The sequence below is a fragment of the Mesorhizobium sp. M0060 genome (genome assembly GCF_040323155.1).
Taxonomy (GTDB): Bacteria; Pseudomonadota; Alphaproteobacteria; order Rhizobiales; family Rhizobiaceae; genus Mesorhizobium.
Genome location: NZ_JAMYUP010000018.1, coordinates 1 through 22,639, shown reverse-complemented (window position 1 = coordinate 22,639; position 22,639 = coordinate 1). Strand labels below are relative to the sequence as shown.

General features: G+C 63.7%; 22 protein-coding genes. 5 read left to right on the top strand and 17 right to left on the bottom strand.

Annotated features, from left to right (window positions below; translation table 11 throughout):
* Entirely contained in the window at positions 1-1,413 is a 1,413-nt protein-coding gene (gene tldD / locus NKJ94_RS18570; RefSeq protein ID WP_352526973.1) for a metalloprotease TldD, read from the top strand.
* Between the two features lie 66 nt (positions 1,414-1,479).
* Positions 1,480-2,187, top strand: coding sequence for an NAD-dependent deacylase (locus tag NKJ94_RS18565; protein ID WP_352526972.1), 708 nt, complete (start codon positions 1,480-1,482; stop codon positions 2,185-2,187).
* Between the two features lie 262 nt (positions 2,188-2,449).
* On the opposite strand, the gene NKJ94_RS18555 is transcribed toward NKJ94_RS18565, so the two are convergent.
* Positions 2,450-3,691, bottom strand: a complete 1,242-nt coding sequence (locus NKJ94_RS18555) for a class I SAM-dependent RNA methyltransferase (protein ID WP_352526971.1) — start codon at positions 3,689-3,691, stop codon at positions 2,450-2,452.
* Positions 3,688-4,497 carry a TlyA family RNA methyltransferase gene (locus NKJ94_RS18550; protein WP_352526970.1) on the bottom strand — a complete coding sequence of 270 codons (810 nt, stop codon included), beginning with the start codon at positions 4,495-4,497 and terminating at the stop codon, positions 3,688-3,690. Before NKJ94_RS18550 ends, NKJ94_RS18555 begins: the two co-directional genes overlap by 4 nt.
* A 176-nt stretch (positions 4,498-4,673) precedes the next feature.
* Between NKJ94_RS18550 and NKJ94_RS18545 the strand changes: the two genes are divergently transcribed.
* On the top strand, positions 4,674-5,075 hold the full coding sequence (locus NKJ94_RS18545; protein WP_352526969.1) for a GFA family protein: 402 nt from the start codon (positions 4,674-4,676) through the stop codon (positions 5,073-5,075).
* 26 nt (positions 5,076-5,101) lie between these two features.
* Here the strand turns inward: NKJ94_RS18545 and NKJ94_RS18540 are convergent, their stop codons facing one another.
* From NKJ94_RS18540 to NKJ94_RS18510, 7 genes are all read right to left on the bottom strand, one after another.
* The gene (locus NKJ94_RS18540) at positions 5,102-5,395 is read right to left on the bottom strand and encodes a hypothetical protein (RefSeq protein ID WP_352526968.1); all 294 of its coding nucleotides are present in this window, start codon (positions 5,393-5,395) and stop codon (positions 5,102-5,104) included.
* Between the two features lie 211 nt (positions 5,396-5,606).
* The gene (dxs, locus tag NKJ94_RS18535) at positions 5,607-7,520 is read right to left on the bottom strand and encodes a 1-deoxy-D-xylulose-5-phosphate synthase (RefSeq protein WP_352526967.1); all 1,914 of its coding nucleotides are present in this window, start codon (positions 7,518-7,520) and stop codon (positions 5,607-5,609) included.
* 81 nt (positions 7,521-7,601) lie between these two features.
* Complete coding sequence (locus tag NKJ94_RS18530; protein WP_352526966.1) at positions 7,602-8,522, bottom strand: pirin family protein; 921 nt, start codon at positions 8,520-8,522, stop codon at positions 7,602-7,604.
* 9 nt (positions 8,523-8,531) lie between these two features.
* A complete protein-coding gene (locus tag NKJ94_RS18525; RefSeq protein ID WP_352526965.1) occupies positions 8,532-8,798 on the bottom strand; it encodes a DUF2277 domain-containing protein in 267 nt (88 codons plus the stop codon).
* Positions 8,799-8,908: 110 nt separating this feature from the next.
* A complete protein-coding gene (locus NKJ94_RS18520) occupies positions 8,909-9,160 on the bottom strand; it encodes an exodeoxyribonuclease VII small subunit (RefSeq protein ID WP_352526964.1) in 252 nt (83 codons plus the stop codon).
* Positions 9,161-9,163: 3 nt separating this feature from the next.
* On the bottom strand, positions 9,164-10,090 hold the full coding sequence (locus NKJ94_RS18515; protein ID WP_352526963.1) for a histone deacetylase family protein: 927 nt from the start codon (positions 10,088-10,090) through the stop codon (positions 9,164-9,166).
* A gap of 133 nt (positions 10,091-10,223) precedes the next feature.
* Positions 10,224-10,877, bottom strand: coding sequence for a TetR/AcrR family transcriptional regulator (locus NKJ94_RS18510; protein ID WP_352526962.1), 654 nt, complete (start codon positions 10,875-10,877; stop codon positions 10,224-10,226).
* A gap of 118 nt (positions 10,878-10,995) precedes the next feature.
* On the opposite strand from NKJ94_RS18510, the gene NKJ94_RS18505 reads away from it, so the two are divergent.
* Positions 10,996-12,219, top strand: a complete 1,224-nt coding sequence (locus NKJ94_RS18505) for an MFS transporter (RefSeq protein ID WP_352526961.1) — start codon at positions 10,996-10,998, stop codon at positions 12,217-12,219.
* 184 nt (positions 12,220-12,403) lie between these two features.
* On the opposite strand, the gene NKJ94_RS18500 is transcribed toward NKJ94_RS18505, so the two are convergent.
* The 6 genes from NKJ94_RS18500 to aroC all read right to left on the bottom strand — a co-directional run bounded on the left by NKJ94_RS18500 (position 12,404) and on the right by aroC (position 20,184).
* Positions 12,404-13,609, bottom strand: a complete 1,206-nt coding sequence (locus tag NKJ94_RS18500; protein ID WP_352526960.1) for a (R)-mandelonitrile lyase — start codon at positions 13,607-13,609, stop codon at positions 12,404-12,406.
* Between the two features lie 96 nt (positions 13,610-13,705).
* A complete protein-coding gene (paoC, locus tag NKJ94_RS18495) occupies positions 13,706-15,901 on the bottom strand; it encodes an aldehyde oxidoreductase molybdenum-binding subunit PaoC (protein WP_352526959.1) in 2,196 nt (731 codons plus the stop codon).
* 3 nt (positions 15,902-15,904) lie between these two features.
* The gene (locus NKJ94_RS18490; RefSeq protein ID WP_352526958.1) at positions 15,905-16,852 is read right to left on the bottom strand and encodes an FAD binding domain-containing protein; all 948 of its coding nucleotides are present in this window, start codon (positions 16,850-16,852) and stop codon (positions 15,905-15,907) included.
* Positions 16,849-17,505: an aldehyde dehydrogenase iron-sulfur subunit PaoA gene (gene paoA / locus NKJ94_RS18485; RefSeq protein ID WP_502896142.1), complete on the bottom strand. Its 657-nt coding sequence runs from the start codon at positions 17,503-17,505 to the stop codon at positions 16,849-16,851. Before paoA ends, NKJ94_RS18490 begins: the two co-directional genes overlap by 4 nt.
* A gap of 372 nt (positions 17,506-17,877) precedes the next feature.
* Positions 17,878-18,978, bottom strand: a complete 1,101-nt coding sequence (ribB, locus tag NKJ94_RS18480) for a 3,4-dihydroxy-2-butanone-4-phosphate synthase (RefSeq protein WP_352526956.1) — start codon at positions 18,976-18,978, stop codon at positions 17,878-17,880.
* Between the two features lie 105 nt (positions 18,979-19,083).
* Entirely contained in the window at positions 19,084-20,184 is a 1,101-nt protein-coding gene (gene aroC / locus NKJ94_RS18475) for a chorismate synthase (RefSeq protein WP_352526955.1), read from the bottom strand.
* A gap of 275 nt (positions 20,185-20,459) precedes the next feature.
* Between aroC and NKJ94_RS18470 the strand changes: the two genes are divergently transcribed.
* Positions 20,460-20,723 (top strand): DUF1344 domain-containing protein, encoded by a 264-nt coding sequence (locus NKJ94_RS18470; protein ID WP_023716902.1) that lies wholly within the window; start codon positions 20,460-20,462, stop codon positions 20,721-20,723.
* A 58-nt stretch (positions 20,724-20,781) separates the two neighbouring features.
* Here the strand turns inward: NKJ94_RS18470 and NKJ94_RS18465 are convergent, their stop codons facing one another.
* Complete coding sequence (locus NKJ94_RS18465; protein WP_254818433.1) at positions 20,782-21,369, bottom strand: histidine phosphatase family protein; 588 nt, start codon at positions 21,367-21,369, stop codon at positions 20,782-20,784.
* Between the two features lie 31 nt (positions 21,370-21,400).
* Positions 21,401-22,219: an enoyl-ACP reductase FabI gene (gene fabI, locus NKJ94_RS18460; RefSeq protein ID WP_352526954.1), complete on the bottom strand. Its 819-nt coding sequence runs from the start codon at positions 22,217-22,219 to the stop codon at positions 21,401-21,403.
* Between the last annotated feature and the right edge of the window lie 420 nt (positions 22,220-22,639).

The window sequence follows — 22,639 nt, the reverse complement described above, 5'->3', positions numbered from 1 at the left end:
ATGAACAGCCTGATCGGCCAATTCGACATTTCCGACGATCGCATCAAGCAGATCGTCGCCGAGACCATCAATGGTGCCGACGACGGCGAACTGTTCCTCGAATACAGCGAAAGCGAAGCGCTGATGTTCGACAATGGCAAGCTGAAGACCGCGAATTTCAACACCGACCAGGGTTTCGGCCTGCGCGCCGTCGCCGGCGAAGCCAGCGGCTACGCCCATTCCAGCGATCTCTCCGAGGCCTCGCTGCTGCGCGCCGCCGATGCCGTTTCGACGGTGAAGAGCGGCTATTCCGGCATGCTTGCCGCGGCGCCCGCCCGCACCAACCGCCATCTCTACGGCGAGGAAAATCCGATCCCCTCGCCTTCCTTCGAGACCAAGGCCAAGCTGCTCCAGGAAATCGACGCGTGGCTGCGGTCCGAGGATCCGCGCGTCCGGCAGGTGACGGCATCGCTCGCCGCCTCGTGGCAGCATGTCGAGATCGTGCGCGCCGACGGCCAGATGGTGCGCGACATCCGCCCGCTGGTCAGGATCAACGTGTCGGTGGTGGTCGGCAACGGTGACCGCCAGGAGAGCGGCTCCTACGGCATGGGCGGCCGCAAGGATTTTGGCGAATTCCTGGTCGAGGACAGCTGGAAGCACGCGGCCAAGGAGGCACTGCGGCAAGCGCTGGTCAATCTCGAAGCGGTTCCCGCACCTGCCGGCACTTTCGACATCGTGCTGTCGAGCGGCTGGCCGGGCGTCATGCTGCACGAGGCCGTCGGCCACGGGCTGGAAGGCGATTTCAACCGCAAGAAGACGTCGGCCTTTGCCGGCCTGCTTGGCCAGCAGGTGGCGGCGAAAGGCGTCACCGTCGTTGATGACGGCACCATGCCCGAGCGGCGTGGTTCGCTTACCGTCGACGATGAGGGCACGCCTTCGGCCCATAACGTGCTGATCGACGATGGCAAGCTCGTCGGCTACATGCAGGATCGCCAGAACGCGCGGCTGATGGGCATGAAAGCCACCGGCAACGGGCGGCGCCAAGGTTACGCGCACGAGCCGATGCCGCGCATGACCAACACCTACATGACAGCAGGCGACATGGAGCCGGAGGAAATCATTGCCTCGGTCAAGAACGGCATCTATGCCGTGTCGTTCGGCGGCGGCCAGGTCGACATCACTTCGGGCAAGTTCGTGTTCGGCTGCACCGAGGCCTACATGATCGAGAACGGCAAGGTGACGCAACCGATCAAGGGCGCCATGCTGATCGGCAATGGGCCGGATGCCATGCATCGCGTGGCGATGGTCGGCACCGACATGAAGCTCGACACCGGCATCGGCATGTGTGGCAAGGCCGGCCAAGGCGTGCCGGTCGGTGTCGGCCAGCCGCATCTCAGGATGAACCAGATGACGGTCGGCGGCACCAGGGTTTGATGTGGCTGGCGCGTTCCGGTAACATCGCCTTCCAAACGATGTTTCCGGATGCCGGTGTCTTCGACCATGTCCAAAGCCAAAATCGTGATCCTAACAGGCGCCGGCATTTCGGCGGAATCGGGCGTCGCCACGTTCCGGGATCCCGACGGGGTCTGGGCGAAATACGACCTGCAGGACGTGGCCACGCCGCGAGGTTTTGCGCGCGACCCCGTAAAGGTGCAGGATTTCTACAATATGCGCCGGCGGCAGATGGGCAGCGTCGAGCCGAATGCGGCGCACGCCGCGCTGGCCAAGCTCGAGCAGAAACTCCCAGGCGACGTCCTCGTCGTCACGCAGAACATCGACGACCTGCATGAGCGCGCCGCTTCGCGCAAGCTGATCCATATGCATGGAGAACTGGGCCATGCCCTTTGCCTGAGCTGCGGGCAAAGCAGCGCCTGGGCCGACGACATCGCTGTCCATTCGGCCTGTCCAGCGTGTGGCGCAAAAGGTCAATTGAGGCCTGACGTGGTCTGGTTCGGCGAAATGCCTTACCGCATGGAGGAGATCGGCGAGGCGCTGCCGCGCTGCGACCTGTTCGTGGCCATCGGCACCAGCGGGAGTGTCTACCCGGCAGCAGGTTTCGTGGAGGAGGCACGCGCGGCCGGAGCCGTAACAGTCGAACTCAATCTGAAATGCGCCGGCTGGGCCTCCCGTTTCGACGAGCGGATGGAAGGGCCGGCGACACAAGTGGTGCCCGCCTTCGTCGAGCGCGTCCTTTCAGGCGCAGGCTAGCGCCGTCTGGCTATGCAGCCTTGAATTCGGCGCGATCAGCATCTTTGTTATGTCGGGAGAGGAAACTGTGATGGGTGCCGGAGACAAGCTAGAAGTCACCAGTTCGACCGACGATCAAGTCACACTGCCTGTTCCAGTCTTGCCCTTAACGCGACCAGAGGATGTGTTCGGTCTCTGCCCAACAGAGGCAAGCCGAAGACCTTGAAGGAAATGGAAAAGGGCGTGCTCGTCGAAGCACGGCGTCGTCACACGCGCGAGCGATCTAGCGCCTTCGCCTCGGCTTCTCCAGCAATGCCACCGCCTCGACATGCGGCGACCACAGGAACTGGTCGATCGGCGTCACGCTCTTCACGACGTAGCCGCCATCGAGGAGGACGCGAAGATCCCGCGCCAGTGTTACCGGATTGCAGGAGACCGCGGCAACGAGCGGCACGTCGGAACGAGCGATCTGCTTCGACTGGTCCTCGGCGCCGGCGCGAGGCGGGTCGAAGACAATGCCGTCGAACGCGTTCAATTCCTTGAATGTCAGTGGTCGCCGGAACAGGTCGCGACGTTCGCTGGTCACCCGCTTTAGGCCGCCGGCGAAACGGAAGGCCCGGTCGAGCGCCGAAAGTGCTGCCGCGTCCCCTTCCACCGCCTGGACTTCCGATCTTGCAGCCAGGCGCAGCGCGAAGCTGCCGCAGCCGGCGAAGAGATCGGCGACCTTTTTGGCGCGCGCGAGATGCTGGCCGACAATGTCGGCCATCGTTTGTTCGGCAGCCTCGGTCGCCTGCAGGAAGGCGCCCGGCGGCACTGCGACAGCGACGCCGCCAAACACCATCACCGGTTTTCTCGGCTCGATGATGATCTCGCCATCGACCGAAAGCCTGGCCAACCCCTCGGCGATGACGAAGTTCGAGGCGACGCGGCGCTGGTTCTCGCCGAGCTTGCCGGATTCGTGAACCGCCACATCGAGGCCGGAACCGGTGACCGTGACCGCCATGCGGAACGATTTGGTCGTCGCGCAGACCAGTCCCGCAAGCGCCTTCAAACGCTCGAGCGCAGCGACGATCTGCGGCAGCGAGATCGGGCATTCCTCGATGGAGATGATTTCGGACGACAGCGCGCGAACGAAGCCGAACTGCATTCCCGCCGCGCTCCGCCGGGCGGTGAAGACGACGCGGCGGCGCGTCTGCGGCGCGCACGCCACCAGCGCGCCGACATCGCAAGCGATGCCCTTGCTCTTCAGCGCGTGCACAACCTTTTCGCGCTTCCATTGGTGATAGGCTTCAGTCTCGAGATGCTGGACGGCGCAGCCGCCGCATTCGCCGAAATGGCGGCAGGGTGGATCGACCCGCAGCGGCGAAGCTTCCAGCACCGACATCAATGTGGCACGGTCTTTTTCCCGCGCGGCGGTGACAGTCTCTCCTGGCAGCGCGAACGGAATGAAAACCTCGCCGGTTTCCGTCTCGGCGATGCCGTCGCCCTGAGAGCCCAATTTTGCGATCGTGAAACGAGTGCTCATCGCTTCTGGATCCCGGCGTGCCCTATCTTGGCGTACTTGGTCGCGACGTCCTTGATGCCGCCGAGCAGGAACTCGCGGTTGCCATCGCCGCCCTCTATCGGCGACAGATGAAGTCCCAGCGAGCGCCAGCCGGGAATGGTGTCGAGCCAGTCCTGCATCAGGCCGGCAACGCGCGCCGCATCATAGGGGTCCTTCAGCAGGCCGCCCTTGCCGATCGCCTCGCGGCCGGCCTCGAATTGCGGCTTGACCAGAAACACTGCTTTTGCGCCATTCCTGGCCAAGGCAAGCGCCGGCGGCAGCGCCAGTTTCAGCGAGATGAAGCTGACATCCGAGACGATGAAATCCGGCACACGGCCGCCGAGATCGGCAGTGGTCAGTTCGCGCGCATTCAGGCCCTCAATTACCGTCACGCGCGGATCGCCGGCAATGTCGGGGTGCATCTGGCCGTGCCCGACATCGATCGCCGTGATATGCGCCGCGCCGCGTTCGAGCAGTATCTGCGTGAAGCCGCCGGTCGAGGCGCCGACATCGAGCGCTTCGCTACCGGTGGGGTCGAGGCCGAAATGGTCGAGACCAGCCTTCAGCTTCAGTGCGGCGCGCGACACGTAACCTTGTGCCGGATCGTCAACGACGATGTTGCACTCAGGCAGAACGGTCTGGCCAGGCTTGTGGGCGACGACGCCATCGACCGTGACGGTGCCGCGCTCGACCGCGTCGCGGGCACGCGAGCGGCTGGCAAACAGGCCGCGCTGGACGAGCAATTCGTCGAGCCGCTGGCGTATGCTGGCTGGCGGAAGGGAAGTCATCGGCCTTCATGGCGAAAGCCAACGATGATGGCAAGGATATTGGCGATGAGACAAGGCATAGTTGGAAAAGCGGGTGAACGCATCAAGCCGCTCCGCTGTTTGTCGAACCTCGCACCAAGCCCGACGCAATGCTAAGGAAGAGATGCCGTTTTGCCGTCGAAACGCGAGGAGGAAAAATGCTGACGGGAACCTGCCACTGCGGCGAAGCCCACTGGACCTTGGAGGGCGATCCCGGTTCGATCACAGCCTGCAATTGTACACTTTGCCGTCGCTATGGCACGCTCTGGGCGTACGACTATGTTGACGAACGCATCCGCCTTGCGGGGTCCGTAAGCGCCTATACGCGCGTTGGAAGGGCTCATCCTTCGCTTGAGATTCTCTTCTGTCCAACGTGCGCTTGCGTCCTGGCCTGGCGCGGTTTGCATCCCGATGCCGCCGGTCGCTACCGCATCGCCGTCAATGTGAGGCTTGCGCCGCCCGAGGCTGTCGCCGACCTCCCAATCGACCATTTCGACGGTCTCGATACATTCGATGATTTGCCGAGGGATGGCCGCTATGTACGGGATATGTGGTTCTAGCTTCTAGAGCCTTTCGGGACCATGCTCTAGAAGATCGTCCGCGAAACCCGCCGCTCGACGGCCGGCGCCAAACCGTCGTTACCGTCGCTGGACGCTTGTGTGCCTGGTTGCTCGGCGGAAACGGATGCCGTGGGCACAATGTCGGGCACGACGACGAATTGCGGCGCCTGCTTGTAGGAGAAGCCGCCGCGGATTTCGCCGATCTTGCCGGCAACGATGCCCATCACCGCCTGTTCGAGTTTGCGGTCGTAGCGCGTTTCGGCCGTAGCCGACGCGGCGAAGATGGCCGTAAGCGCAATGCCACCCAAAAGCGATCTCATTGGTCTTGTTTCCCCTGCCTGGTTGCCTTCCTAGCAGGGCAGCGTTGAAAAACGGCCAAAAGACACGGTAAGCAAATCGCCAAACGGCAGCGTAAACAGCATCTTACGACTGTTCGCCGGCAATTTGATTCAAGCAGTTGAGATTTTGATTCAGGCTACCATTTTGCAGCCAAGCGGAATCTCTTGGCGTTGCTGAAACGCGGCTAAAAAACTAGGCGCGCTGGGCCTGCGCGATATGCCCCAGCGCCACGAACACCGTGCGCACGATGCCAGCGCTGTCGAGCCCGGCATCGGCATACATCTTTTCCGGCTTGGCATGGTCGACGAAAGCGTCGGGCAACACGAGCGGGCGCACCTTGAGGCCGCTCTCCAGCAGCCCTTCATGAGCGAGGAACTGCAGCACGTGGCTGGCGAAACCACCGACAGCGCCCTCTTCCACCGTCACCAGCACCTCATGCGAACGGGCCAGCCGTCGGATCAGATCCTCGTCAAGCGGCTTGGCGAAGCGGGCATCGGCGACCGTGGTCGAAAGCCCGGCCGCGCCAAGCTCCTCGGCCGCGGTCAGGCAATCCTGCAGCCTGGTGCCGAAGGAAAGCAGCGCAACCTTGGTGCCTTCCCTGACGATCCGGCCCCTGCCGATCTCCAGTACCGAGCCGCGTTGCGGCATCTCGACACCAACGCCGTTGCCGCGCGGATAACGGAAGGCTATCGGGCCGTCATCGTAGCTTGCAGCGGTGCGCACCATGTGGCGCAGTTCGGCCTCGTCGGCCGCCGCCATAACGACGAAACCGGGCAGCGTCGCCAGGAAGGTCGTGTCGAAGGCGCCGCAATGGGTGGCGCCATCGGCGCCGACGAAGCCGGCGCGGTCGATCGGAAAACGCACCGGCAATTTCTGGATCGCCACGTCGTGGACGACCTGGTCGTAGGCGCGTTGCAGGAAGGTCGAATAGATCGCGGCGAAAGGTTTGAAGCCCTCGGTGGCCAGGCCGGCGGCGAAGGTCACCGCATGCTGCTCGGCGATGCCGACATCGAAGGTCCTCGTCGGGAACACTTCGCCAAACAGATCCAGCCCGGTGCCGTTCGGCATGGCGGCGGTGATGGCGACGATGCGGTCGTCCTCTCGGGCCTCCTGGATCAGGCTTTCGGCAAACACCTTGGTATAGCTCGGCGCATTGGCGGGCGCCTTGGCCTGGGCGCCGGTAATGACGTCGAATTTGTTGACGCCGTGATATTTGTCGGCGGCCGCTTCGGCCGGGGCGTAGCCCTTGCCCTTCTGGGTCACGACGTGGATCAGCACCGGGCCGTCGGCATTGTCGCGGACGTTCTTCAGCACCGGGATCAGGTGCTCGAGGTTGTGACCGTCGATCGGGCCTATGTGGTAGAAACCCATTTCCTCGAACAACGTGCCGCCGGTGACGTAGCCGCGCGCGTGCTCGACCGCTCGCTTGATGGCGCGATCGGCGCGCTCGCCGAGATAGGAAGTCAGCTTCTTGCCGAAATCGCGCAAGCCCAGATAGGTCTTGCCCGACGCCAGACGGGCCAGATAAGCGCTCATCGCGCCGGTCGGCGGAGCGATCGACATGTCGTTGTCGTTCAAGATGACGATCAGCCGGGCATCGAGCGCGCCGGCATTGTTCATCGCCTCATAAGCCATGCCGGCCGACATGGCGCCGTCGCCGATGACGGCAATGACGTTGTTGCGGCCGCCGGTGAGGTCACGCGCCATTGCCATGCCGAGGCCGGCGGAAATCGAGGTCGAGGAGTGGGCGGCGCCGAACGGATCGTATTCGCTCTCGGCGCTGCGGGTGAAGCCGGACAGCCCGCCCTCCTGCCGCAGCGTGCGGATGCGGTCGCGGCGGCCGGTCAGGATCTTGTGCGGATAGGCCTGGTGGCCGACGTCCCAGATCAGCCGGTCGTCCGGCGTGTTGAAGACGTAGTGCAGCGCGACCGTCAACTCGACCACGCCAAGGCCGGCGCCGAGATGCCCGCCGGTGTGGGAAACGGCGTCGATCAGTTCGGCGCGAAGCTCGGAAGCCAGCTGCGGCAGGTCGCCTTCGGCAAGCGTGCGCAAATCGGCCGGGACGCGGACCTTGTCGAGAAGCGGCGTATCTGGCTTTGCGTTCACTGTTTGCGGGCCTGGTCAGATTTTCTGTTCATCGTGAAATATGCCGCTGGTCGGCGAATGTAAATGTGGCGGTAACGCGCATCAGCTTTCGGGCAGCGGGATGAACTCTTGCTCGTCTCCAGGAACGATATCGAAGCGGCCTGTCTTCCATTCTTCTTTCGCCTGCTCGATGCGTTCCTTTGACGACGACACGAAATTCCACCAGATGTAACGTTTCGAGCCGAGCGAGGCGCCGCCAAACAGCATGAAATGGGCGCCGCCCTCCGATGAAACAACGATTTCGTCACCGGGCCGCAAGACCAGCAGCCGCTCGGCCGGGAAGCGGTCACCGGTGATCGAAACCTCGCCTTCTAGCGTGTAGATGGCGCGCTCCTCGGCATCGGCCGGGATTTTCACGCTGGCACCCGGCGCCAGCCTGAGATCGGCATATAGCGTGTCCGAAGCGGTGGCGACCGGGGAGCGCAGCCCGGAAAACGCACCGATGACGACGCGCCCACTGACGCCCTCGGCATCGATTTCGGGCAGGCGCAAGGCCGCCGTGTTCTCGAAGACCGGCGCGACCTCCTCCTTGCCGTCCGGCAGCGCCAGCCAGGTTTGCAGGCCGGAGACCGACATTGGCGCGCCGCGCAATTCTTCCGGTGTCCGCTCCGAATGGACGATGCCACTGCCGGCGGTCATCAAATTCACGTCGCCGGGCTGGATCACCACCTCGGTGCCGAGCGAATCGCGGTGCCTGATCTTGCCGTCGAACAGGTAAGTCACCGTCGACAGGCCGATATGCGGATGCGGACGGACATCGAGCGCCTGGCCGGCCCGCAAAACGGCCGGACCCATGCGATCGAAGAAGATGAAGGGGCCGACCAGCCGGCGCCTGGCGGTCGGCAAGGCACGGCGAACCTGAAAACCGCCAATGTCCTTGGCGTTCGGAATGACCATCAGCTCGATCTGATCGCTGGCGAAGGCATCGCCCATCTGCGGATCGTTTCCGGGAAAAAAGCTCACACGGTCCCCTCAGGCGAAGCGAAGTGCAGATTTGGCCTTCGCCTTGGCCGCCACCTCTTCGCGATTGCGCCGATGCTGCGTCGTCTCGAGGCTGTCGAGCAATTCGCGCGCCGATGCGGCAATGGCCTCGACGGCATGGTCGAACGCATGCTGGTTCTGTTTCGACGGTCGCGTCGTTCCGCTCAGCTTGCGGACAAACTGAAGTGCGGCATCGCGGACCTCGTCATTGGTTGCCGGCGGATCGAAATTGAACAGGGTCTTGATGTTTCTGCACATCGTTCGCAATCTCCTCTCGTCCTGGAGCCGTTTCAAACGGGATGAGTTTTATCCTCAATCATGGTCATATCCAAAAGCCGGTAAACAAAATTGTCGTTCGAGGCCGTGCCTCAATCCGCATCCAGCGGCTCTGTCCCCACCGGCTTGCCGTCGCGCGACAGCCTGATCTTTTCGACCTTGTCCTCGGCGGCCTTCAGCAGCCGGTCGCAATGCGCCTTCAGCGCCTCGCCGCGCTCGTAGATGCGGATCGACTGGTCGAGCGGCACGTCGCCGCGCTCCAGATCATCGACGATCCTCTCCAGCGCGTCGAGTGCCTGCTCGAAGCTCATCGCCTTGACGTCTTCGTTGGTCTCACCAGCCATAGCTTATCCCTTCATCAGCCGCCCGACATGGGCGGCGACTGAAAATGCCAATCCCTGCAGATCGTAGCCGCCCTCGAGCAGGCTGACGAGCCGGTTGCCGCTATGGCGCCCGGCGCGTTCGAGCAACTGGCCGGTCGCCCAGTCGAAATCATCCTCGGTCAGGTTGATCTCGGCCAGCGGATCGCGGTGGTGGGCGTCGAAACCGGCGGAGATGATGATGAGGTCGGGTGCGAAATCATCGAGCGCCGGCAGGATGCGCGACAGAAAGGCGTCGCGGAAACCGTCGCTGCCGGTCTGCGGCGCCAGCGGCGCGTTGACGATGTTGCCGGCGCCGGTTTCGCTCACGGCTCCGGTGCCGGGGTAAAGCGGCATCTGGTGCGTCGAGCAATAGAGCACCGACGGATCGTCCCAGAAAATGTCCTGCGTGCCGTTGCCGTGATGCACATCCCAGTCGACGACGGCAACGCGATCGACGCCATGGTTCTTCTGCGCGTAGCGTGCCGCGATCGCCGCGGTGTTGAACAGGCAAAAACCCATGGAGGTCGTCTTTTCGGCATGATGACCAGGCGGTCGCGCGGCGACGAAGACATTGTCTGCCCGGCCCGTGAAGACGTCGTCGACAGCGGCGTTGGCGGCGCCGATCGCGGTCACTGCCGCCTGCCAGCTCTTCGGGCTGGCGGTGGTGTCGGCATCGATACGGGCGATGCCGGTGTCCGGTATCGCTGCGCGGACACGTTCGACGAATTCGGGCGGATGTGCGTAAAGGATGGTTGCCTCGTCGCCTTCCGGCGCTTGGACGCGATCGAGTGCCGAGAAAGCCTCATCGTCAAGCACACGCTCTATGGCGCGCAGACGGTCCGGCCGCTCCGGGTGACCGGGCGGAGTTATGTGCTCGAGGAAAATCGGGTGGGTGTAAAGTCTGGTGACCATGCCCCGATATAGGCGCGCCTCGCCGATTTGGCCATGTTTTCGCGCATTGGTGACGCGATGTTCAACAGGGTTTAGGCAGCCGGGGTCGGCTGGGCCTAGCGCGAGCCGCCAGAGATCGGCGAAAAGAATGAGCTCAGGCCGGTAATTGGTCAATCTCGGGCTGCATCGACGACTGTTGATCGGGCTGATGCAGCCTGCCGGTCCGATTGAGCAACCCTTCCAGAAGAACCTTGAACGCCTTCACTGCCTTCTTCGACGTCGCTTCGGGATCGTCCGAATTTGCGATCCATTGCGCGGCATGCAGCGAGGCGCCGCTGACCAGCCTTGCCGCGGTTTCGGGATCGACGGCAAGAATGGTCCCCTCGTCGCTCAGTCTTTGCAGGCTCTCTGTCATCGAGCGGATGCATGCGCTCTGGCTTGGCCACTGCGATGGATCGCCGAGCACCGCCGGCCCGTCGCGAAGCACAATACGCTGGATCTCCGGCTCCAGCGCCATCTCGATATAGGCGGTGCATTCGTCGACAAAGCCCTGCCAGAGGTTGTCCGCCTTGGCCGAAACGACCTTCAGCCGGGCCGACATTTCCGCGTCGATCTCGGCGATGACCGCCTGGAGAAGGCCCTTCTTGTCGCCGAAGTGATGATAGAGCGCACCGCGCGTCAGCCCGGCCGATGCCGTGAAATCATCCATCGAGGCTTCGGCATAGCCGAGCGTGCCGAAGGCCTGGCGCGCCGCGCCGATCAGCTTTGCGCGGGTTTCGGCAATCATCTCCTTGCGTGGTCTGTGCATGCTTTGGCCCTATTAACATACGCTTCGTATGCCCATTGACATACGCGGCGTATGATCTATTCAGACTCATACGTTACGTATGTAATCGCCGAACCGCCCGTTGTCGAGGAGCCAGACCATGCAAAATCCCTATTCCCAGATCTTTCGCGCGCCCGGCGCCAAAGGCTTCGCCGCAGCCGGCTTCGTTGCCCGGCTGCCGATGGCCATGGCTCCGATCGGGATCGTCGCGATGCTGTCGCAGACCGATGGCGAGTACTGGCTGGCCGGCGCCGTCTCCGCGACATATGCACTGGCCAACGCTTTCGTCGCGCCGCAGGTATCGCGACTGGTGGACCGCCTCGGCCAGACGCGGATTGTGGTGCCGACCACCGTGATTTCCACGCTCGCTTTCGCGATCCTGATTGTGGCGGCCAATCAGCACTGGCCGATATGGACACTATTCGTGTCATCGCTGCTGGCTGCCGTTATGCCCAGCATCCCGGCAATGGTGCGCGCGCGCTGGACGGAGATCTTCCGCAACCGCCCCGAGCTGAACACTGCGTTCGCCTTCGAGTCGGCGGCGGACGAGCTGGTCTACATCGCCGGAGCATCGCTGTCGGTCGGCCTGAGTGTCACGCTGTTCCCGGAAGCGGGAGTGCTCGCCAGCACATTGTTCCTCGCCTTCGGTTCGACGGCGTTCATCCTGCAGCGCTCGACCGAGCCGCGAGCCCGACCGGTGGAACATGGTTCGGGCGGCTCGGCAATCCGCCTGCGGCCGGTCCAGATCCTCACCTTCGCCCTGATCTTCATCGGCGCGACCTTCGCAACCACGGAGGTGAGCACGGTGGCGATCACCAAGGAGCTTGGCCAGCCGGGAGCCGCCAGCTTCGTCATCGGCGTCTACGCGCTCGGATCGTTCGTCGTCGGCATCATCATAGGCGGCTTGAATCTGAAGGTGCCGCTGCAAAATCAGCTTGCCATCGCAATCGCCATCATCGCCCTCACCACACTGCCGCTGCTCGTTGCCGACACCGTGCCGCTGCTGGCACTGGCCGTCTTCGTCAGCGGCGTGGCGATCTCGCCGACCTTCATCACCGCATTCGGCCTGATCGAGCGGCGCGTGCCCGAGGCGATGCTGACCGAGGGCGTCACTTGGGTGATGACCGGCATCGGCATCGGCATGGCGCTCGGCTCCTTCGCCGCCGGCTGGGTGGTGGACGCTTTCGGCGCGCAGAACGGGTTCTGGGTATCGGTGGCGTCGGGCACAATCGCATTGGTCATCGTGCTCGCCGGCCAGCGCAGCCTTGCCGCGCCGGACTGCGACATGGCCGCATGCGACGCAGCCGCGGTGGCTGCGGAATAACCTCGATTGCGTCGTCCGGCTCCGGTTTGAAGGGCCGGACGTCCCTCTTTCGAACGCGGAACCGCAAATCAGCCGCGCCACTAAAGCGCGTCGCGTTTGACCGGCCTCATACGACGCGCTTTAGGCTGTTGTTTTTATGCATGTCGTTATCGCAAAACCGCTGCACACTTTTGCGCAACATGCATTAGTCGGCCGCTTCGGGGCCGCTTGCATATTGTTCGTCCGTCACCTGCTCCATCCAGGTGACTGCACTGCCGTTAACGGACTCCGCTACGGCCACATGGGTCATGGGAGCCCCCTTCGAGGCGCCATGCCAGTGGCGGACATTTGGCGGGATCCACACTACGTCGCCGGGCCCCACCGCCTCGATGGGGCCGCCTTCGCTTTGCACCCACCCCAAGCCCGAGGTGACGATCAGCGTCTGGCCAAGCGGATGCGTGTGCCAGGCGGTGCGGGCACCCGGCTCGAAGCTCACAGTAGCTCCGCCGATCCGTGCCGGCACCTCGGCCTGAAACCGCGACTCTATCCGCACCAGGCCGGTGAAGTTTTCGGGCGATCCCGCAGCCGCGGCGCCCGGCTCGTGGTTCTGCACAGAAAGCCCGCCGGCGCGGGTTCCCCCGGTCGCCGCGGCCTCGCGAGCCTCGAAGACGGTACGCATGACCGGCACCGCCGACATCGCGTTGGGCCAGCCGGCGTAATAGGCGAGATGCGTCGCAACTTCGGCGACCTCGGTTCGCGCCAGGCCGTTGTCCATGCCGCGATTTAGGTGGAAGGGCAGCTGCTCGGCTTTGCCCGTCGCGATCAGCCCGGCAACGGTGACAAGGCTGCGGTCGCGGGCGGAGAGCTGCGGCCGCCGCCAGAGGTCTCCGAACAGTACCCGATTGGTATATTCCGCGAGCGCGGGAACGACCGGACCGGTCGACGTGTCGACGCTTGCCGCCCTTGCGGCCTCGGAAGCTTGATCCAGTTCCAGCGGCCCGCCCGTGTCCGCCGCGACCGGCTCGATACCGCGTGCATCAAAGACCTGCTTTGTCGCGCTGACGGCCGAAATGGCATTCGGCCAGCCGGAGTAGAAGGCGAGATGGGTGATGATCTCGCCGATCTCGCCTGGGGTCACGCCATTGTCGAGCGCGCGGCCGACATGCCCGCCAACCTGCGCGATGCGCCCCGACGCAATCAGGGCCGAGACGGTGACGATGCTGCGATCGCGAGGCTTGAGCTCGACGCGCCGCCAGACATCGCCGAACAGCAGGTCATCGGTATAGTCTCCGAGGCCGGGCGCCACGACATAGACGTCCGGCGGGGCGATCCGGCCCGCCGGACGCTCCTGCGCATCGCCGGCCGAGGCGGCGAGCGACGAGATTACCATGGAAGCCGCGAGTTTCTTCATGAGGAAATTCTCCATTCCTGATCCCGATTCGTCATTTCGCAGACGAGCGCTCCTGGGCGACCGCTCGGATCGCCAGGGCGAAACCGGCGGCAACGCTCATATCGCAGGCAGGCCCATAAGCAGCTTGTCGAGTGTGATGGGATAGTCGCGCACACGCACGCCGGTGGCGTTGTAGATCGCATTGGCGACGGCGGCGCCGACCCCGCAGAGGCCGAGTTCGCCGACGCCCTTGGCCTTCATCGGCGACGAGATCGAATCGGTCTCGTCAAGAAAGATCACCTCCTGGTGCGGGATGTCGGCATGGACCGGCACCTCATAGCCGGCGAGATCGTGGTTGACGAAAAAGCCAAGGCGCTTGTCGATTGCAAGCTCCTCCATCAACGCCGCGCCAACGCCCATGGTCATTGCGCCGATGACTTGGCTGCGCGCCGATTTGGGATTGAGGATACGGCCGGCCGCGCAGACCGCGAGCATCCGCCTCACGCGGATCTCTCCGGTGGCGACGTCGACACCGACTTCAACGAAGTGAGCAGCGAAGGTCGATTGCTGGTACTGTTTGGCGAGGTTGCCATATTCTATCGCGTCCTCGGCGACGAGGCCTGCTTCGCCCGCTGCTTCGGCGAGCGAGACGCTGCGATTGCCCAAGCGGACATTGCTGTCCTCAAAGACTGCGTCGGCGGAGTTGAAGCCAAGCTTTTGCGCCACCGCCTCGCGCAGCTTGACGCACGCGGCATAAACGCCGGCTGTTGAGTTGTTGGCGCCCCATTGCCCACCCGAGCCGGACGAGACCGGGAAGCTCGAGTCGCCAAGCCGCACCACTACTTTGTTGAGCGGCACGCCCATCATCTCCGCCGCGGTCTGGGCGATAATCGTATAGCTGCCGGTCCCGATGTCGGTCATGTCGGTCTCGACCGTGACGACGCCACGATGATCGAGCCGGACGCGTGCGGCAGACGTCGTCAAGAGGTTGTTGCGGAAACCCGCGGCGACACCCGCACCAATCAGCCAGCGCCCCTCGCGGACCGGGCCGGTCTGGGTGTCGCGCACCTTCCAGCCGAAGCGTTCGGCGCCGATACGCAGGCACTCGACCAACTGGCGCTGCGAGAACCGGCGATCCGGGTTCTCAGGATCGACCTGGGTGTCGTTGAGGATGCGGAATTCGACCGGATCCAGGTCTAGTCTTTCCGCCATCTCGTCCATCGCGATCTCCAGCGCCATCAAGCCCGGCGCTTCACCTGGCGCACGCATCGCATTGCCTTCGGGCAGATCGAGCACAGCGAGCCGCGTGGCGGTCACGCGGTTGGCCCCGGCATAGAGCAAGCGAGTCTGCTGGACTGCATTTTCGGGCCCACCACCGGGCAGGTCGCCGGACCAGCTTTCATGACCGATCGCGGTGATCTTGCCGTCCCGGGTCGCGCCGATGCGGATACGCTGGATCGTTGCCGGCCGGTGCGTGGTGTTGTTGAACATGAAGGGACGCGCAAGCGCCACCTTCACCGGCCGTCGAGCGGCACGAGCACCAAGGGCTGCAAGCACCGCATCGGATCGTACGAACAGCTTGCCGCCAAAGCCGCCGCCGATGAACGGCGAGATAAGGCGGATATTCTCCTTGGGGATGCCCAGCGTCTTCGCCATGTCCCCCGTGCTCCAGGCGATCATCTGGTTCGAGGTCCACAGCGTGAGCCTGTCCGCGTCCCAGACGGCGATCGAGGCATGCGGCTCCATCATGGCGTGCCCTTGATCAGGCGTGGTGTAGGTCGCATCAAGCCGGATTGGCGACGCAGCGAACGCGCCGGCGAAGTCGCCGACCGCGGTATCAGGAGCGGCCTCATCCGGCACGACCGCGGAACCCTTGGCGCTCGCGAGATCGAAGGCGCCCTGGGCTCGGACATAGTCGACGCGGACCAGTTGCGCCGCGGCGCGCGCCTGTTCGAACGTCTCGGCGACGACGACCGCGATCGCCTGATGGTAATGCTGGATATCGGGACCGCCGAGCAGCTTGGCCGTGTTCCAGTCACCCTTGCCAAGTTTGCCGGCATTTTCAGCCGTGACGATAGCCAGCACACCTGGCGCGGCCTTGGCTTTGGTCAAATCGATCGAGGCGATACGGCCCTTGGCGATGGCCGAGCCGACCACATAGCCATAGGCCTGGTTGGGTACGGTATCGTGCCATTCATAAGCATAGGGCGCGGCGCCAGTGGTCTTGAGCGGACCGTCGATCCGGTCGGTAGACTTGCCGACGACCTTGAGCTGGTCGATCGGGTTGGTCGTGGCGGGAGTGTCGAATCTCATGGCTCAGCTCCTTGCTTCCGCCAGCACCGCGGCGAGCGTGCGCTCGACCAGCGGCAGCTTGAATGCATTCTCATGCGTCGGCTTGGCATCGGCGAGCAGCTGCGCCGTCACGGCCTTGGCGCCGCGTGGCATCTCGACCTCCGCCGCCTCGTCGCGCCACGGCTTGTGCGCCACGCCGCCAAGAGCGACACGTCCGGTGCCGTCGGGCTGCACGATGGCGCCGACGGAGACCAGCGCGAAGGCATAGGAGGCGCGGTCGCGTACCTTGCGATAGATGTGCGTGCCGCCGGCCGGTTTGGGCAGTGTCACCGACGTGATCAGTTCGCCGGGCTGCAACGTCGTCTCGATTTGCGGTGTGTCACCGGGCAGCCGGTGGAACTCGGCGATCGGGATGCTGCGCGCCTTGCCGTCGGATTGTACTGTTTTCACCACCGCATCGAGAGCCCGCATCGCCACCGCCATGTCGCTCGGATGAGTGGCGATACATGCGTCGCTCGTACCGACGACCGCATGCTGGCGGCTGAAGCCGCCGATCGCGGCGCAGCCGCTGCCGGGCTGGCGTTTGTTGCACGGCTGGTTGGTATCGTAGAAATAAGGGCAGCGGGTGCGTTGCAGCAGGTTGCCGGCGGTTGTCGCCTTGTTGCGCAGCTGGCCCGACGCGCCGGCGAGCAGCGCGCGAGAGAGCAGGCCATAGTCGCGCCGCACCCGCTCATTCGCGGCGAGATCGGTGTTGCGCACCAGCGCACCGATCCGCAGCCCGCCGTCCGGCGTCGTCTCGACGTTGTCGAGCGCCAGGCCGTTGACATCGATCAGGTGCGTCGGCGTTTCGATTTCGAGCTTCATCAGATCGAGCAGGTTGGTGCCGCCGGCTATCAGCCTGGCGCCTTGGGCTCGCGCCGCGGCAGCTGCTTGCGCAGGAGAACTCGCACGCTCATAGGTGAAGGATCTCATGCCGGCCTCCCCGCGACTTCGGTGATCGCCTCGACGATGTTGGAATAGGCACCGCAACGGCAGATGTTGCCGCTCATCCGCTCGCGCAGCTCGACGGCTGTGGTCTGCGGTGTCGCGGTCAGATCCTCGCTCACATGGCTCGGAATGCCGGCCTCGATCTCGGCCAATACCGCCACGGCCGAGCAGATCTGCCCGGGCGTGCAATAGCCGCACTGATAGCCGTCATGCTTGACGAAGGCGGCTTGCATGGCGTGTAAATTTCCGGGCGCGCCCAGCCCCTCGATGGTGGTGATGCTGTCGCCTTCGTGCATCACGGCAAGCGTCAGGCATGAGTTGATCCGTTGCCCGTCGACCATCACCGTGCAGGCGCCGCACTGGCCGTGATCGCAGCCTTTCTTGGTTCCGGTGAGGTGCAGATGTTCACGCAATGCGTCGAGCAGCGTTGTCCGCGTATCGAGATCCAATTCGCGGGCCTCGCCGTTCACTGTGAACGACACTCGCGAAACAACCGGAAGATTGCCGGGCGACGGCTCCGCCGATTGCGTTTTCCCATCTTGAGCGAACGCAGGCTTCGCCGCCGCCACGGCTCCCGCGATCATCAGGTTCCGTCTGGTGATATTGAAGTCTCCGAAGGTCGTCATGTCGCTTTCGATCCTCTTCTCTGTCAGAGCGAGCACATCGATAGAGGCCCCGGGAGGGCCTGCTCGTGAGATTTGACGGCAACATTTTTTTGCTGGTCGCCACGATCGGGACGAAGATGTCCCCGGAAATACCTAGGTGGGGCAGCGCTCGCGATTAGGGGTTTGATTCCGCATGCCCCTATGCACAAATTTCATAAATGCCGCGGGGCGGCCATTCGGGGGAGCACGGTTACGCGCGCTGCGGCCAGGCTCGAGGCGCGTCTCGGCATGCGCTTTGACGCCGCCTTACTGGCCGGCCTTCAATTTACTGGTTGAGCGACTGCGATATCGGGCTGAGGACTGGTCACAGTTCATCAAGAGACCGCGGCGTGCCGGAGCTCCGTCTCAGAGAATCTCGGTCTTGGCGATGTGGATGCCAAAGCCTTCGAGGCCGACATAATGGCGCTCGCGCGAGGCGATCAGATTGATCGAGGAAATGCCGAGATCCTTGAGGATTTGCGCGCCGAGGCCGATCTCGCGCCATTCGTTTTCGCGGCGGCGCGCCTCTTCATGGTCCTCGCGGTCGCCGGCAGCCGGCCGCTTGCGCTCCTGATGGGCGACGCCGACCGAGCCTTCGCGCAGATAGACGATAACGCCGCGCTTGCGCTCGCCCATCGCCTTCATGATGGCGTCCAGACCGTGGCTGGTGCCGAAGACGTCACTGACCACGTCCTCGGAATGAAGGCGCACCGGCACCTCGACGCCGTCGCGGATATCGCCGAAGACGACCGCCACATGATGCATGGAGTCCCAGGGCAGCGTGTAGGTGAAGACCTGTGCCTTGCCGCCGGGCGTCTCGATATCGGAACAGGCGACGCGCTCGACCAGCGTTTCCTTGCGTTGCCGGTAGGCGATGAGGTCGGCGACCGAGATCTGCTTCAGGCCGTTCCTTTCGGCGAAGGCTTGCACCTGCGGGCCGCGCATGACGGTGCCGTCATCATTGACCAGCTCGGAAATGACGCCGACCGGCGGCAGGCCGGCGAGCTTGCAGAGGTCGACCGCGGCTTCGGTATGGCCCGAACGCATCAGCACGCCGCCTTCACGCGCGATCAGCGGAAAGATGTGGCCGGGGCGGACGAAATCGGAAGCGCCAACATTGCCATTGGCGAGATTGCGCACCGTCAGCGTGCGGTCGTCCGCCGAAATGCCGGTCGTGGTGCCGTGCTTGAAGTCGACACTGACGGTGAAGGCGGTGGTGTGGGCCGAATCATTGTCGGCGACCATCGGCGACAGGTTGAGCCGCTTTGCTTCCTCGCGCGGCATCGGCGTGCAGACGATACCTGACGTGTTGCGAACGATGAACGCCATTTTTTCCGGCGTGCAATGGACCGCGGCGACGATCAGGTCGCCCTCGTTCTCGCGGCCGTCATCGTCCATGACGACGACGATCTCGCCGCGCTCGAAGGCGCGCAGGGCTTCAACGATCTTCTTCTGGTCGTAAGGCATAGGCGCTCGTTTCACTCGTAGGGGAATAGGGCAGTAAGGCAGTAAGGGAGTAGGGAAAAGCGAAATTGCTGTCGCGAGAGCTGCGTAACATATTCCCCTACTCCCCTACTCCCTCCCTGTCTGTCCCCGATGACGCAGATAATGATCGGCAATCGCGCAGGCAACCATCGCCTCGCCGATCGGCACGGCGCGGATGCCGACGCATGGATCGTGCCGGCCTTTGGTCATGATCTCAACGTCGTTGCCGTCCTTGTCGATCGACTTTCGCGGCGTCAGGATCGACGAGGTCGGCTTGACCGCGAAACGCGCGACGATCGCCTGGCCGGTCGAGATGCCGCCGAGGATGCCGCCGGCATTGTTGGACAGGAAGACCGGCTTGCCGTCATTGCCCATGCGCATCTCATCGGCATTCTCCTCGCCGGTGACGCGGGCGGCCTCGAAACCGTTGCCGATCTCGACGCCCTTGACGGCGTTGATAGACATCAGGCCCGAGGCGATGTCCTGGTCGAGCTTGGCATAGATCGGCGCACCAAGCCCCGCCGGCACGCCGTCGGCGACGATCTCGATGACCGCACCGACCGAGGAGCCCGCCTTGCGGATGCCGTCCAGATATTTGGTGAAGACGGCGACCGACGCCGGGTCGGGAGTGAAGAACGGGTTTTCGGCGTCGCCGACGAAATTCCAGTTCCAATTGGCGCGATCGATCGATTTTTCGCCCATCGAGACCAGCGCGCCGCGCACCACCATTCCTGGCACGACCTTGCGGGCAAGCGCCCCGGCGGCCACCCGCGCCGCCGTCTCACGCGCCGAGGAGCGGCCGCCGCCGCGGTAATCGCGCAGGCCGTATTTGACCTCGTAAGTGTAGTCGGCATGGCCCGGCCGGAACTGGCGGGCGATGTCGCCATAGTCTTTCGAGCGCTGGTCGACATTCTCGATCAGCATCGACACCGGCGTGCCGGTGGTGATCATCGTCTCGCCGTCCTCATCGAGGATGAAGCCGGACAGGACCTTGACCTCATCCGGTTCGCGACGTTGCGTCACAAAACGTGACTGGCCGGGGCGGCGCTTGTCGAGCTCGGCCTGGATCTCGTCGCGGCTGAAGCGGATGCCGGGCGGACAGCCGTCGACGACGCAGCCCAGCGCCGGCCCGTGGCTTTCCCCCCAGGTGGTGACGCGGAAAAGATGGCCGTACGTGTTGTGCGACATGGAACCAGCCCTGCCGGCGTCGGAGCCGGCCCAGCGCATGACCCCGAAAATCGGAGCGATTTTCGGAAAGGATCATGCACAAAATCAAAAGTGCTACAGCGTCCTTTGCGCGTCCAGGAGGACGCGCGGCGCTGTAACCTGCCTTCTATTGGCGTTTTCCACAGTGGTCAAACTGTGATCCGGCGGATTTAGTTTTGACACATTCGATTGGTTTCTGCTCAGTTCCGTTCCGTTGGACCGAGCCGCTGTACCGGCAATGATTAAAGAGGACGATGATGCGTATCCTGATTGGCGCTGTTGCCGCCACGCTGTTGATTTCCACCGCCGCCTTCGCCGGCCAGACCGAAGGCCTGATCAAGAAGGTCGACAAGGATGCGCTGACGCTGACGCTGGACGACGGCAAGTCCTACAAGCTGAACGCCGAAACCGACCTCGATGCGCTGAAGCCAGGCATGGACATCGTCCTCGCCTATGACGTGACCAATGGCGAGAACGTCGTCACCGACATGGAACTGCCGGACACCGGATCGACCGAATAGGGCGCGTCGATATTCAGCTGATGCCGGCCTGACCTGATCTCAACATACGTCACCGGTCTCAAAGCCACTCCAGGCGCCGGCCGTCCAGTCTGAGCACGCGGTCCTGCGGCACGTCCATGCTGACCGCATCTTGTTCGGACATCCTCAGCACCAAGCGGAACATTACGCGCATGACGCCACCATGGGTCACGCAGACCGTCTGGCGATCGAGCGCGTCGAACCACGGCTTCACCCGTTCGAGCAGCATCTGATAGCTTTCGGCGCCCTCGCCGGGCGGCTGGAAATTCCATTTATCGAGCCGGCGGCGCCTGGTCGAACCGGGATTGTTCGCCTCGAGTTCGGCAAAGGTGAAACCCTGCCAGTCGCCAAAGCTCAATTCCACGAGCAGCGGCTCGGTACGATAGGCGTGCGGATCGAGCTTCATCGCCGCGCGCAGGCGCTCCATCGTCTCGCGCGTGCGCCGCATCGGGCTGGCGACAAAGTCGAAATCTTCGGGCTTGTCGATGAGTTCGGCCAGCCTGCGCCCGTTGCGGCTAGCCTGCTCGCGGCCAAGCTCGTTGAGGTCGGTATCGGCCTGCCCCTGCAGCCGGGCCTCGGCGTTCCACGCCGTCTGGCCGTGGCGCACGATATAGACGAGCGGGTACATCAGGTCTTCCGGAAGAGGTCAGGCGGTGGCGTCAGTCTTTGACGGTCGAAATATCCGGCGCGTCGACCGCCTTCATACCGACGACATGATAGCCGGAATCGACATGATGGATCTCGCCGGTGACGCCGCGCGAAAGGTCGGACAGGAAATAGACGCCGGAATCGCCGACCTCCTCCTGCGTGACCGTCTGCTTCAACGGCGAATTGTATTCGTTCCACTTCAGGATATAGCGGAAATCGCCGATGCCGGATGCGGCAAGCGTCTTGATCGGGCCGGCGGAGATGGCGTTGACGCGGATCTTCTTGGCGCCGAGATCGACGGCCAGATAGCGCACGCTGGCCTCGAGTGCCGCCTTGGCGACACCCATGACGTTGTAGTGCGGCATCACCTTTTCCGCGCCGTAATAGGTAAGCGTCAGCAGCGAGCCACCATCGGTCATCAGCGCCTCGGCACGTTTGGCGATGGTGGTGAAGGAATAGACCGAAATATCCATGGTGCGCAGGAAATTGTCGCGCGTCGTTTCTACATAGCGGCCGGTCAGTTCGTCCTTGTCGGAAAAGGCGATGGCGTGGACCAGGAAATCGAGCTTGCCCCAATGGCTGGCGATGTCGGCGAACACCGCATCGAGGCTGGTCGGATCGGTCACGTCGCAATGGCCCGCGACATGCGCGCCCAGTTCCGCCGCGAGCGGCTCGACGCGTTTCTTGAACGCCTCGCCCTGATAGGTCAGCGCGATCTCGGCGCCGTGATCGACACAGGCCTTGGCGATGCCGTAAGCAATCGAGCGATTGTTGGCGATGCCAAGGATAAGGCCGCGCTTGCCGGCCATAAGGCCCCGTCCACCCGCCATGTCAGCGCTCTCCGCAAGGTTGTCTGCTTTGTGGAGTGCCTATCGCACAGCCACAGTGCCCCTTCAAGCGTTCAAAGCGGACAGTTCGGGGGACAAAGCGGTTGCTCAACAGAGCCGCGCGTCCTTTTGGACGTGCAAAGGACGCTGTAGCGCTTTGACCTTGCGGTCGTGGCCAGTGGAAAAATCCGACACTGGTATCGGTGTGGCACGGGGGAAGATGACCCTTTGGCGGAAGTTCTTTGGCCAGTGGCCGAAGTCACTCTCATGACCCCAAGCCGACTTCCATACTTTGGGCCGTGGGCGACCGCTTTGCGCCTAATGCACGAACCCGCTTCGCGGGAGGGTCGCCTGGTTCTGAGATGACGCGTATTCATAGGCCTTGAGCAGGTAAAGCCTGCGATCCGACCATGGAGTTCCCTT